This is a genomic window from Humibacter sp., from assembly GCF_051954055.1.
In the GTDB taxonomy this organism is placed as follows: Bacteria; Actinomycetota; Actinomycetes; order Actinomycetales; family Microbacteriaceae; genus Humibacter.
Genome location: NZ_JBQCIE010000038.1, coordinates 1 through 12,504, shown reverse-complemented (window position 1 = coordinate 12,504; position 12,504 = coordinate 1). Strand labels below are relative to the sequence as shown.

The window sequence follows — 12,504 nt, the reverse complement described above, 5'->3', positions numbered from 1 at the left end:
CGATGCCCAGCGGCTCCAGCAGTCGGGGCCGCAGGTACTCGCTGAGTCGCACGCCGGAACCGCGCTGGATGATCGCGGCGAGCGTGTAGGTGGCCAACTGGTTGTAGGTGAAGACGCTGCCGGGCTCGCGCTCCGGCGGGGTCGCGAGGAAGGCCCTGATCGGATGCTCCGGGTCGATCGCGAACGCCACGATCATGTCGTTCAGATGGCCGGTCGCCATCGACGCGAGGTGCCGCACGAGGATGCCTCGGCTCTCCGGCGCCACACTGTCGGCGTACTCCGGGAAGTAGTCGGCGGCGGGCCGGTCGAGATCGAGCAGCCCCTCGGCGACCGCGAAGCCGGCCGCCGTGGTCGTGAAGCTCTTGCTCAGCGAGTACACGAGCTGCGGACGGTCCAGCGCATACGGCTCCCACTGCGCCGACGCGATGACGGCGCCGTGGCGCACGACGATGAGCGCGTGCGGGTCCAGCTGCGGGTCCGCGTCGAGATCCTCGATGAGCGCACGGATGCCTGCGGGTTCGACGCCCTCCGCCTCGGCGCTGCTGCGGCGCCAGCCGTGCTCGACACCCGTCGTCGCGGGGTCGGGACGCACAGCGTCCGCGATCGATTCGGAGAGGTGTGCTGGGTTCGTGCTCACGTGCATCCTTCGCTTCGTCGTCGGCGCGTTCCTGACGTGGCCCGTCTCCAGAGCCACGTCGGGTTCGAGCCTCTCACGTCGGCCCCGTCCGCGGCTCCTGAGCCGACTCTCACGAGTCCGTCGACGGCTGTTCACGAGGAGTTCTCCGTACCGGATGCCCGCTGCGAGTCGGATGCCTCTGGACGCCGCCGACCGGGCGGCTCGGGTGAGGAGTTCATTGTGAGACATCGTTGGGTCGCGCTCGGCGCGACCGCAGGATTCGTCGTGGTCGCGACTTTCGGAGGCATCACGGCCGCTCAGGCCAAGACCGCGCACGCAGACGCCGCGTCGGCGCGCGACTCGCGGCACGTGCTCGTCATCTCCGTCGACGGGATGCATCAGACCGACCTCGCCGCATACGTGAAGTCGCACCCGTCGTCGACGATCGCGGGGCTCGTGAACCACGGGCTCGAGTACACCGCCGCGAAGACGACGTTGCCGTCGGACTCCTTTCCCGGCATGGTCGCCCAGTTCACGGGGGCCGGCCCGGGCTTCAGCGGTGTCTACTACGACGACACGTACAACCACACGCTGCTCGCCCCCGGCACCACGGATTGCACGACGGCGACCCCTGGCACTGAGGTGCCGTGGACCGAGGCGATCGACAGATCGCAAACCCCCATCACGCTGGATGCCGGCGAGGGCCTGAAGACTCCCGCCCTGACGGCGATCCCGAACGAGACGAAGGCGCAGACGCTCGCGAACTCGTCGGCCATCACGGCGGCAGCGCTGAAGATGACGCCGACACCGCAGACGCTCATCGACCCTGCCGCGCTTCCGATCGATCCGCAGACTTGCCTTCCGGTCTACCCGAGCCAGTACCTGACCACCAACACGGTGTTCGAGGTCGCACGCTCGCGCGGCCTGCGAACAGCGTGGTCGGACAAGCACCCGGCATACGAGATCTTGAACGGCCCGTCGGGAACCGGAGTGCAAGACCTCTTCACACCGGAGATCAACTCCGTCGCCGACGCCTCGGGAGACGACTGGACGACCGACAACGCGCTCACGCAGGAGTACGACGGCATCAAGGTGCAGGCGGTGCTCAACGAGATCGACGGATACGACCACTCACGCACCAGCAAGGTCGGAACGCCCGCGATCTTCGGCATGAACTTCCAGACGCTTTCCACGGCGCAGAAGCTGCCGACCTCCGACGGACTCGCCGGGGGCTACCTCGGTGACGGCAAGCCGGGCCCGCTGGTCTCGCGGGCCATGGACTACGTCGACGGGCAGCTCGGCCGCATGGTGGCTCAGCTCAAGCAGGACGGACTCGAGAACGACACCACGATCATCCTCTCGGCCAAGCACGGCCAGGCTCCAACGGACTCGTCCACCCTGCGCCGAGTGGATGACGGCGCGATCATCAGCGCGCTCAACGTGGCGTGGGCGGCCCAGCATCCTTCCGAGACGCAGCTCGTGTCGTTCTCGGTCGACGACGATGCGATGCTCCTGTGGCTCTCCGACAGGTCGTCGACGGCGTTCGCCTTCGCCAAGTCGTACCTTCTGCAGCACTCGGCGCCGGCGAACACGGTGAACGATGCCAAGGGCGTCTACTCCACAACGGTGAGCGCCTCCGGCCTCTCCTCGGTCGCAACGGGAGTGCAGGCGGATGCGCTGCTCGGGGCGAAGGCGGGCGACAGCCACGCCCCGGATCTGGTCGGAATCGCCCAGCCAGGCGTCGTCTACACCGGCGGCGTGAGCAAGATCGCCGAACACGGTGGGGCATCCGCCGACGACCGCGATGTCGCCCTCGTGGTCTCCGGGGCCCAGGTGCACCACGCGCGCACGATCGGCTCGGCCGTGCAGACGACCCAGATCGCACCGTCGATCCTGCGGTTCCTGCAACTCGACCCGCGGGAGCTGAACGCGGTCAAGTCCCAGGGAACGAGAACCCTGCCCGGTATCGAAGGCTGAGTTCGCCAACGGAACGGATGCCCGCACGGCTCGTGCGGGCTTCCTTCTGTCTCTCTGCGCGATGATATACAACCTTGTTGTATAGTTCATCCCGACCCCCTCACTCCTGATCCGCAGAGGAGACCCATGAAACTGACCAGGCACATCCACGCGTGCGTGACCATCGAGCGCGACGGCACGACGATCGTGATCGACCCCGGCACCCTCACGCCGAACGCCCTCGATCTGCTGCGCGAGGCGGATGCGGTGCTCGTGACGCACGACCACTTCGACCACTTCGATGCCGACGCCGTCCGTACGACACTTGACGAGCGCCCCGAACTGCACGTCTACGGACCGAAGGCGGTCGTCGACGCGCTCGCCGAATCGGGCGGTGCCGCCCAGACCACGGCCATCACCGACGACACAGAGTTCGCGGTGGGGCCGATCGAGGTGACGGCCTTCGCCGGGCTGCACGGCGTGATCCACCCCGAGCTGAACGTGCATCAGAACGTCACCTACCTCGTGGACGGCACCGTCCTGCACCCGGGCGACTCGTACTCGGCGCCCGGCGTGCCGGTCGACACCCTGCTCCTCCCCACCTCCGGCCCGTGGACGGTGACGGCGCAGGCGATCGACTTCGTGCGCGCCGTGGCACCGCGGCAGTCCATCCCGATCCACGACGCCATGCTCAGCGATCTGGGCAGGATGGGCGCCGACCGCATGCTCGGCGAGCGCGGCCTGACCGGCGTGCCGATGCTGCCGCTGCAACCCGGCGAGTCCGTCGAGCTGTGAGCCCGACTCCTGCCGCGTCCGACGACACGTCGGGAGTGGATGCCCGCGAGCTCGCCGAGAACCTCCGCGTGGCGATCAGCCGCCTGGTTCGGGCAGTGCGCGCGCAGAGTGCCGGCCTGCCTCGAGCACACACCGAGGCGCTCGCCCAGCTCGACGCCGACGGCGCGCAGACGATCGCACAGCTGGCCATCCGCCGCGGCGTGCGTCACCAGGGCATGAGCCGCGCCGTGGCGGAACTGGAGCAGAACGGATTCGTCTCGCGCGCCCCAAACCCGGCCGACCGCCGCGGCTTCGTCATCTCGCTCACCGAGCAGGGCCGCGCGGCGTTGGAGCGCGGAAGGGACATGCGTCGCGACGTGCTCGCCCGCGCGATCGTCGAGCGGCTCGACGGCGAGGAGCAGGAACTACTGCGCCGGGTCCCCGATCTCCTACGGCGGATCACCCCGTGAGCACCTCCCGGGAGGCTTGAGCAAATCCTGAGGATTTCTAGGGTTTGCATCGCGGGCGGCGTTGGCAGTATGGGTCCAGTCGCGGTTGCCGCGACGAGCCTCAACCCGAGAGCGGGCGGGCCGCTACCCGAAAGCGTCTCGCCCACACGAACCTTCCGGTTCGAACGACGCAATCTGGGCGCCGGATCCTTGGTCCCCCAGTGCAACCCCCTTGCACTGCCGGCAGGACGGGGACCGGCGCCCGCGTCAGTTCGGTATCACCGCGTGGTCGATGTCGCTGACGGCCGTTGCGATGGTCCGCTCGCCCTGCAGATACGCCGCATCGATGCCGTGCGAGCTGAGGCTCGCCTCGACGACCGTCTCCATGCGCAGCTCCCCGAACGCCGGGAACGAGACCGTCAGGAATCGGGGCGGAGCGCCGTAGACATCCTCGTGAAGCAGAGCGGATGCGTGCAGCAGCAGCATTCCGGGAAGATGGTCGACGGGGTGGTCGAAGAAGAACGGGTCGGTCTCGTTCAGCGCGAGGCGGGCGCGCACGTGGTCGGCATCCTGTTCCAGCACGTCGACGAGCTGCGTCGACGTCTCCCGCACCTCGTCGCCCAGTCGGTCGGCGTTGCGGCGGATGGCCCCGTACTCCCGGTCGCTCAGCACACGGGCACCGACGTGCCCGGAGGCGACGCCCGGCAACCGGTAGTCGACCTCGAGAAGATACGGCAGGTCCTTGCGGTAACGGATGTCGGCGAACGTCACCTCGAGCTTCCCCTCGAGCCCTCCGAAACGCGGAAAGTACAGGTCATCCGTCTCGACCCGCAGAGTCATCGTCGACACCACGAACTGCACGGACTGTCCCATACCCCACCCGGCCACGCAGATCGCGAGCCCCGCCTGCCTGAACGCCTCGGCCAACAGCGTCACGGGCACCCGATGCGGCGTGGGGTGGCACAGCCAGTGGCTGCGCGGTATCTCGATGTCCGCTGACCAGGACTGCTCGGAGAGCTGCTCGATGGCCCACACGAGCGTCTCGGAACGAGTGGAACGATGAGCGGCACTGCTGTCGATGAGAGGCAACTGGACGCACCCTTAACTTGTCGAGTTCGCGCCGAGCGCAGCGTGTCGACCGTGACACGAGCCGGGGCCGGCATCCGACCGCATTCGGGACGGCCGCGCGAGTGATTCAACCCTAGTCGCGCGCTTGCGCCCCTTGACGGCAGTTCGGGCCATGCTCGTACCCCCCGATCAGGGCTGCATCTTCTTCTCGGATCAGGGCTCCATCGGGAGCGTCGGAAGCGGCGTCGACACGGCCCGGGCCGGCAGCGTCACCCGGAATGTCGACCCATGCCCCGGTTCGCTCTCGACCTGGATCGTGCCGCCGTGGGCGTCGACGATGGTCTTCACGATCGTCAGCCCGATGCCCACGCCCTGGATGGCCGCCTCGCGCACATCGCGGGTGCGGAAGAACCTGTCGAACAACCGGGCCTGATCCGTCTTGTTGATTCCGCGCCCGTTGTCGGCGACGACGATCGCGACCGTGTCGTCCCCGCGCTCCAGCGTTACCGTGATCGTGCCCCCGTCCGGCGTGTACTTCGCGGCGTTTGAGATGAGGTTGTCCACCACCTGCTTGATCCGGGCGCCGTCGAGGTGTGCGAGCACGGTCGAGTGCGGCATCTCGAGCTGCAGCGTCTGCCTGGCGACGTCGATGGTGGGCTGGAACGTGGAGACGGACTGCGCCAGCAGCGACGACAGGTCGATCGGTTCGATGCGCAGCGCCAGCTCGCTCGTGCTCGTGCTGAGGAGATCGCGGATGAGCGTGAGCATCTGGTTCGCACTCCGCTGGATGTTCCTGAACTCCTTGGCGAAACCGAGCGAGTCGATGTCGTATCCATCGTCGATCAGGTCCAGGTAGCCGACGATGGATGTCAGTGGCGTGCGCAGCTCGTGCGAGACGGTCGCGAGGTACTCCTCACGGATCTCGATCGCGTTCGCCAGGTCTGTCACGTCGTATGTCACGACAGCCGAGCCCAGCCGCTCGCCGCTCGCCCTGGTGATCGCGTGCGCCTCGGTGACGATGGCGCGCTGCTCGCCCTGCGGATCCCCGACCCAGTAGATCAGCCCCCGCTGATCTCCCTCGAGGGTCTCCGAAATGATGTTCTTGTCCTGCTTCACGCGCGTGCGCCGGTCGGATGCGTACACGTGCTTGCTCAGCCCGGTCGCCGGATCGAATCCGGTGAGGCCGAGCAGGCGTTCGGTCATGCGATTGTGCAAAGTCGGACGATTCTCCGTGTCGTAGAAGAGGACTCCGACATTCACGGCATCCGCGATCGACCGCACGACGACGCTCATGTCGCCCATCTCGTCCACGAGCTTCTTCAACTTCGCCGAGGTCTCGTTCAGTTCCCGCTCGTTGCGTTCCTGGCGATCGCGCATCCACAGCTCGAAGGCGGCACGGCCGATCTGTGTGGCGATCCACGACACGACGAACCGTTCGAGCGAGGTGCGGGTCGGCTGGGTCGCATCGTCGGCGAGGAGCAGCGCACCCCTTCCGGAGTTCTCGAACTCGATCGGCACGAGCATCACGCGCCGCGTGCGCCGGTCGAAGAGGTCGCTGACGAGGTCGGAATCGTCCTCGCTCACCAGGTCGATGACGGGCTTCTCGTGCGGCCAGGCCTCTGGCGCCGGAGAAGCAGCCGCCTCCGTCGCGCGGCGTGCCGCGAAGGCGGCCACCCGTTCGAACAACTCGGGCGAGTCCCCGCCAGGCGACCTCCACAGAAGCGGGGTCGCAGTCGAGTCCTGGGCGTCCGGGTCCGCCGGGATGACGACGGCCGCCGCATGCACGTTGAGAACGCGGCGCGCTCCCACGGTCACCCGCTCGGCCAGCTCGGCGATCGAGTCGGCGGTGTGGACCTCCCACATCAGCCCGATCGTCTCGCTTCGAAGCCGATCGGCATCCAGCGATCGCAAGCGCTTGCGCTCCGAACGTTCGATCAGGAGCGCGACCCGCGATGCGAGCTCCTCCGGAACCCGCTCAAGGAGCAGGAAGTCCCGGTCGACCGCGGAGACGACGAGCTCGCGGTCGATGCGATCGAGCGATTCCGCCACGGACAGCACGGGACCGCGGATGCCTGCGGCCGTGCCGATCTCAACGCCCGCGACCTCCGGTCCGAGGCCCGCGTCGGCGAGCGCGGCGCGCACCGCATCCGCACACGAACCGCAGTCGGCGACGATCGTCACGGCCGCGGCCGTGTCGACATCCTGACGCTCTCGCAAAGACGTGCGCTGGGCCGAACGGCCGCGCACCGATGTCTCGGACATCACGCCCCTCTCCGGGCGCCGCCCATGTGGCCGCCCTCAAGCGTTCCGACGCTTCGCGAGCGCGGTGGCAGCCGACGTCGATTGCCCCCGAGACGCAGCGTCACCTCAAGTGTGGCACGTACCAGTGCACTCTCCTGAGGCTCTCTTGAGCAGGCGATGCGGTCAATCGGTGGATGGGTCGTGCAGACTGACGATGTTCCCGCTCGAGAACGACCGATTGCAGGCTTGCTCAACCCGAATGGGCAAGCCGGAAACGATCGACTATGGGGGCGCCTTCAACCCGAATGAAGGCGCCCCCTCTCCCCCGGTCAGCGACGTGCCTCAACCCGAATACGGCCCGAAGACCAATGGGCGCGTCGTAACGACAACAGTATGGAGGACTACAGGCTATCTGCCCGAGCCTGCAATTCACCACACTGAGCCGCATCTCGCGCGTTTCGAATCGAGACGCGCCTTAATTGCGGCGGGCTGCCGCCAGGCGATAGCCGACGCCACGGACCGTCTCGATGAGGTACGGAGAGGCGGGGTTGTCGGAGAGCTTCTTGCGCAGGTTCCCGATGTGCACCTCCACGCCGCGGCGATCCGCGTCGCCGACGTACGGGTTCGTGACGTAGCCCTCGCCGCGCAAAAGGCGAGCCAGCTCGTCCTTGCTGCGCACGTTGCGGCCTGAGGTCAGGAGCGCCTGCAACAGGTCGAACTCGCTGCGCGTGAGATCGAGTTCGGCGCCTTCCCGCATCACGATGCGCGTGTCCGGGTCGAGAACCACGCCGTTGTGCTCGAGGACCGCGCCTGCCGGTGGCGCTGGCACATCCGCCGTTGCGTCCACTGTGGGGTGCACGCCGCTGGATGCCTGCCCGTTCGACGGCTCGACCGCTCGCGGTCTGCGGAGCATCGCCTCGGCGCGTGCTCGGAGCTCTCGTGGGCGGAACGGCTTGAGCACGTAGTCGTCGGCGCCCACCCCGAGCCCCTGGAGCGCATCGATCTCCTCATCACGCGCGGTGACCATCATGATGTACGCGCTGCTGATCGCCCTGATGCGTTTCGCCGTCTCGAAGCCGTCGATTCCCGGCATCGCGATGTCCACCGTCACCAGAACCGGCTGGCGCTCGACCACCCTGGCGACGCCGTCCATCCCGCTCGAGACGGCGATCACCTCGAGCCCCATCTGCTCGAGCACGGTACCGATCAGTTCGCGGATGACGGCATCGTCTTCAATGACGACAGCGCACTCCCCCTGGACCGCTCCCATGCTCGCCAAGCGTAGCAACCGGGCAGCGCCGAGCGACCTGACGAACCCTTCATCCTCGAATCCGTCTGTACCGCACTCCGCACCCATAGGCTGTTGTACCGATGACACAGGCACGGGGGGCCGCTCGGCGCGACGAGATAGTTCTGGCCGCCGCCGCCGAATTCGACGAGGTCGGATACGCCGCGGCCTCGCTCTCGAGCATCGCCGCTCGGCTGGATCGCACCAAGGGTGCGATGAGCTACCACTTCTCCACCAAGGACTCGCTGGCGCGCGAGGTCGTCGAACGCCAGTACGGCCAGTGGGGCGAAGTGCTGGAGCGCATCCGCGGCGACGGCTACGACGGGGTCGACGCGATGGTGCTGCTGTCGTTCATCGTCGCTGCGAGGTTCCGCGACGACGTTCTCGTGCGCGCCGGCATCCGGCTCCAGCACGACGCTGGACTGCACGACGTCAAGCTTCCGACGCCTTTCGTGGCGTGGAACGCGGTCCTCCTGGAGCTGCTGACGAAAGCCGGCGCATCCATCACGATGCCGCCAGGCCTCGACCTGCAGGGAGCGGCCGAGGTGCTCGTCGAAGCCTTCACCGGCCTCCAGCAGGTGGCGCACCGCCTGACCGGAGCCAGGGACATCCACGCCCGCGTCGAGCGCTACTGGCTGCTCATACTGCCCGGCCTCGGTGTGACCGATTCCGAGCAGCTCGTCACGCGCTGCCGCGCCGAGTCGCGGCGTTATTGATCACACTTGCGCCGGCTCGGACGCGCAGTGTGACGCCAAACGTCGAGCACCCCTCACCTTGGGGACTTGGCAACGAATCAGACGTTCGTCTAGATTGAAGCGACCCGGTAACTAAGAGGAGACGCATGGGCCGCCAGCCGATGCCGCGCGTGCGGCCGACATCCGGGCTGCCGTCTCCGTGCGGCGCCCGAATCGACCAGTCCACCCGGTCGCGGTGAGGCTGGGAATCCACCGGAGTGCGGTCGTCATCGAAGACGACGATGAGATCCGGAACCTCATCTGTGCCGTGCTCGAACGCGCTGGGCTCTATGTCGTCGCGGCCCCGAACGGACTCGACGGGCTCGCGGCCGTGCGGGCAGCCGACCCGGCCGTCGTGACCGTCGACCTGCGGATGCCTGGAATCGGCGGCATCGAGACCATCAAGCGCGTGCGGGCGATCAGCGACGCGCTCATCGTGGTGCTGACCGCGGTGACCGCGAAGCACGAGGAGGACGCGAGCCTGCGCGCCGGTGCAGATCTCTACATGACGAAGCCGTTCCGACCCCGCGAATTGCGGGACCGCGTCGACGAGCGGCTGCGCCAGTTGCGCGAAGCCTGAGTCCACTCCGCTGACCGCCGAGCGCGGCGGGACCGCCGCTGGTCCGGTCAGGCCGGAAGCGGCCGCACCAGCTCCTCGAGCGAGTCGAACCTGCCGTCGTCCGCGAGCTGTGCGAACAGGAACACCTCTTGGCGTGCAACGCCGCCGCCGCGCTGCGTCACACGGATGACGTGCCGCTCGGCGTATGCGGAGCCCTGCGACACCTCGTCGAGCACGGTGATCTCGACGTTCTCGATATGGGGACGCAACTGCGTCATCTGCTCCCCGAAAGCCGCTCGGTCGATCCACTCACCGTTCGTGCTCTGACGGTACGAGTCCGTGAAGTGGCGGGTGAGGGCATCCTCTACAGTCACGTCGCGGCCAGCGATCAACTCATTCAGTGCAGCGGCGATCGACGCCATACCTGTCCTTCGCGGTCGGTTCGGTTCTACGTACGGTATTCCTCACCGTATCGCGCTCAACTGCGTGGGGCGAGAGGCCGCTCGATCGGCATGACGGGCCAGTCGCGCTCCGTTGCCACCTGCAGCATCACGGGATCGGATCCGACCACCACCGGGTTGCTCACCCGCTCCAGCAATGACAGGTCGCTGGAATGGTCGCCGTAGCCCCAGCTCGCCGCGTCGCCGACGGATGCGAGATAGCCCTCCACGACGCGGCTCTTGTCGTCGCCGATCATCGCCTGGCTGATCACGCCCGTGAAGCGCCCATCGAGCACTTCGAGTTCCGTGCAGTACAGGTGCTCCACTGCGAGGTCGGCGGCGAGCGGCTCAAGAGGCGCGGCGAAGGACCCGGAGACGAGCACCACATGGTCGCCGGCATCCTGATGCTCGCGAAGCCGCTGGAGCACGTTCGGGCGGTAGAAGCCCTCGTGCGCGGATGTCTCCGCGTACCACCTGCGGCCCGCCTCGCGCACCTGCTCGGCCGGCTGCCCCGCCCAGATGCCGAAGTAGAGGCGGTTGAACTCCGTGCGGTCCAGCTGCACCACCTTGGCGGCGAGCTCGCGGAGCTCATCCTGCGAGATCATCGACGGCACGAGCGCGCGGTAGTACAGCAGAAACGACTCGAGTGTCCGCACCGACACCAGCGTCTCGTCGACGTCGAAGAAGGCGACAGCTCGGGGATGGGACACTAAGCGAGTACTCCTTGCGCGGAACGGAAGCGGAGGCTGGTCCGACGCTAACACGACGCATCCCCGGTCCGCCGATCGGGATGGCCTGACCCTCCAATGGGTGGTTTTCGACGCCGAAACCCCTATCCCCGACGGCCTGCGCGAGCGTAGTGTTCCGCTGGGCCGTCGCGACGGGAGCGGCGGCGGGACAAGGGAGCACCCATGAAGCGCAGATCGCTCGTCTCAATCACGCTCGCCATCGCTGGAGCCGCCGCCCTCGCGGTCTCGGCTTCGGCACCGGCCCTTGCGGCTACGCCGAGCACGGCCAGCCCCAGCACGAACTGGGTGTACACAGTGCATCCGTTCGTCGAGAAGGCGGGGCTGCCGGCTAGCGCGATCAAGCCATCGCTCACTCCGGCGGACTGCCTCGCGCAGTCGGGAGGCGCCGTCGCCTGCCAGACGCCGCAGAGCATCCGTGCCGCCTATGACATTCCGGCGACGATCGACGGAACTGCGGCGGGCACCGGGCAGACCATCGTCATCGTCGACGCGTTCGGAAGCCCGACCGTGCAGTCCGACCTCGCGACGTTCTCGCAGGCCTTCGGGCTCCCCGCGCCCGACCTGACCGTCTACTACCCCGGCGGCAAGCCGACGTGGAACGGTCGCGGCACGCAGACCGGCTGGGCCGAGGAGACGTCGCTCGACGTGCAGTGGGCGCACGCGGTCGCGCCGGGCGCGAAGATCGCGCTCGTCGTCGCGGCCAACGACCACGGAGCGTCCATCGACAACGCGGTGCGGTACGCGGTGGACAACCACCTCGGCAACGTGCTGTCGATGAGCTACGGCGAAGCCGACAACCTGATCGCCTCACCCAACGCCAACAACGGCCAGACGACGCAGGCGCAGAAGTCGTTCGTGAAGGGGGCCGCGCAGGGCATGTCGCTGTTCGCCTCCTCGGGTGACGACGGCTCCGACAACGGCGCAGGCTACGCGAACTTCGGGTATCCGGCATCCGACCCGAACGTGACCGCGGTCGGCGGCACCAACCTGTACGTCGGCAGCGGCCTCGACCTGCCGCGGGAGACCGTGTGGGGCGACTACGCCAACTGCCCGCTCTCGTGCAAATTCGGCGTCATCGGCGAGACGGGTGGCGCGCAGAGCCTCTTCCTCGCCAAGGGCGGGTCGGATGTCGCCTACAACGCCAGCGTGTACACCGGCGTGCTCACCTACCTCGGGTTCCTGGGCGGCGACAACAACGGGTTCTACTACTTCGGTGGCACCTCGGCCGGTTCCCCGCAGTGGGCCGCGCTGACGGCTGACGTCATCCAGGCGACGGGTCACTCCGTCGGCAACGTCGGCCAGCAGGCGTCGAGCTGGGCGTCGAAGAGTCTGCTGCACGATGTGACCCAGGGCAGCAACTCGACGGCGACGTTCAACGGCGGCTACTCCGGCGCGACCGGATGGGACCGACCGACCGGATGGGGCACCCCCGACGTGGGAGCGATCATCAGCGCCCTGCAGTGATCCTGCTCGGCTGAGGCGAAGCGCGGCCCCCGTGTCCTTAGGATTCCGGGGCCCCCCCCCAGCAAGGACGTCCTGGCCCCCACAACCGCGCGGGCGCGCGCCCCGGTAGCGTCGGACAAACTGCGGGTCCACCCACAGGGGTCGTCATTAATACGGAAGTTCCCCG

General features: G+C 67.8%; 12 protein-coding genes. 6 read left to right on the top strand and 6 right to left on the bottom strand.

The genetic code is table 11. The annotated features are described in order from the left end of the window. A partial coding sequence (locus ACTHNC_RS05225; RefSeq protein ID WP_440293542.1) for a serine hydrolase domain-containing protein occupies positions 1 to 637 on the bottom strand: 637 nt, incomplete at its 3' end. Between the two features lie 219 nt (positions 638 to 856). Between ACTHNC_RS05225 and ACTHNC_RS05220 the strand changes: the two genes are divergently transcribed. From ACTHNC_RS05220 to ACTHNC_RS05210, 3 genes are all read left to right on the top strand, one after another. Then, positions 857 to 2,593: an alkaline phosphatase family protein gene (locus ACTHNC_RS05220; protein WP_440293541.1), complete on the top strand. Its 1,737-nt coding sequence runs from the start codon at positions 857 to 859 to the stop codon at positions 2,591 to 2,593. Positions 2,594 to 2,719: 126 nt separating this feature from the next. Continuing rightward, positions 2,720 to 3,367 (top strand): MBL fold metallo-hydrolase, encoded by a 648-nt coding sequence (locus ACTHNC_RS05215; protein ID WP_440293540.1) that lies wholly within the window; start codon positions 2,720 to 2,722, stop codon positions 3,365 to 3,367. After that, positions 3,364 to 3,816: a MarR family winged helix-turn-helix transcriptional regulator gene (locus ACTHNC_RS05210; RefSeq protein ID WP_440293539.1), complete on the top strand. Its 453-nt coding sequence runs from the start codon at positions 3,364 to 3,366 to the stop codon at positions 3,814 to 3,816. Before ACTHNC_RS05215 ends, ACTHNC_RS05210 begins: the two co-directional genes overlap by 4 nt. A 246-nt stretch (positions 3,817 to 4,062) precedes the next feature. On the opposite strand, the gene ACTHNC_RS05205 is transcribed toward ACTHNC_RS05210, so the two are convergent. The 3 genes from ACTHNC_RS05205 to ACTHNC_RS05195 all read right to left on the bottom strand — a co-directional run bounded on the left by ACTHNC_RS05205 (position 4,063) and on the right by ACTHNC_RS05195 (position 8,374). Next, a complete protein-coding gene (locus ACTHNC_RS05205; protein ID WP_440293538.1) occupies positions 4,063 to 4,884 on the bottom strand; it encodes an AfsA-related hotdog domain-containing protein in 822 nt (273 codons plus the stop codon). Between the two features lie 192 nt (positions 4,885 to 5,076). Beyond that, positions 5,077 to 7,125, bottom strand: a complete 2,049-nt coding sequence (locus ACTHNC_RS05200) for a sensor histidine kinase (protein WP_440293537.1) — start codon at positions 7,123 to 7,125, stop codon at positions 5,077 to 5,079. A 454-nt stretch (positions 7,126 to 7,579) separates the two neighbouring features. After that, positions 7,580 to 8,374, bottom strand: coding sequence for a response regulator transcription factor (locus ACTHNC_RS05195; protein ID WP_440293536.1), 795 nt, complete (start codon positions 8,372 to 8,374; stop codon positions 7,580 to 7,582). 101 nt (positions 8,375 to 8,475) lie between these two features. Here ACTHNC_RS05195 and ACTHNC_RS05190 point away from each other — a divergent pair, with 101 nt between their 5' ends. Then, positions 8,476 to 9,108 (top strand): ScbR family autoregulator-binding transcription factor, encoded by a 633-nt coding sequence (locus tag ACTHNC_RS05190; RefSeq protein WP_440293535.1) that lies wholly within the window; start codon positions 8,476 to 8,478, stop codon positions 9,106 to 9,108. Positions 9,109 to 9,322: 214 nt separating this feature from the next. Next, the gene (locus ACTHNC_RS05185) at positions 9,323 to 9,706 is read left to right on the top strand and encodes a response regulator transcription factor (RefSeq protein WP_440293534.1); all 384 of its coding nucleotides are present in this window, start codon (positions 9,323 to 9,325) and stop codon (positions 9,704 to 9,706) included. 47 nt (positions 9,707 to 9,753) lie between these two features. On the opposite strand, the gene ACTHNC_RS05180 is transcribed toward ACTHNC_RS05185, so the two are convergent. Next, complete coding sequence (locus ACTHNC_RS05180; protein WP_440293533.1) at positions 9,754 to 10,107, bottom strand: hypothetical protein; 354 nt, start codon at positions 10,105 to 10,107, stop codon at positions 9,754 to 9,756. Between the two features lie 56 nt (positions 10,108 to 10,163). Continuing rightward, the gene (locus ACTHNC_RS05175; protein ID WP_440293532.1) at positions 10,164 to 10,835 is read right to left on the bottom strand and encodes an HAD family hydrolase; all 672 of its coding nucleotides are present in this window, start codon (positions 10,833 to 10,835) and stop codon (positions 10,164 to 10,166) included. A gap of 201 nt (positions 10,836 to 11,036) precedes the next feature. Between ACTHNC_RS05175 and ACTHNC_RS05170 the strand changes: the two genes are divergently transcribed. Continuing rightward, complete coding sequence (locus tag ACTHNC_RS05170; protein WP_440293531.1) at positions 11,037 to 12,338, top strand: S53 family peptidase; 1,302 nt, start codon at positions 11,037 to 11,039, stop codon at positions 12,336 to 12,338. Positions 12,339 to 12,504 lie beyond the last annotated feature (166 nt).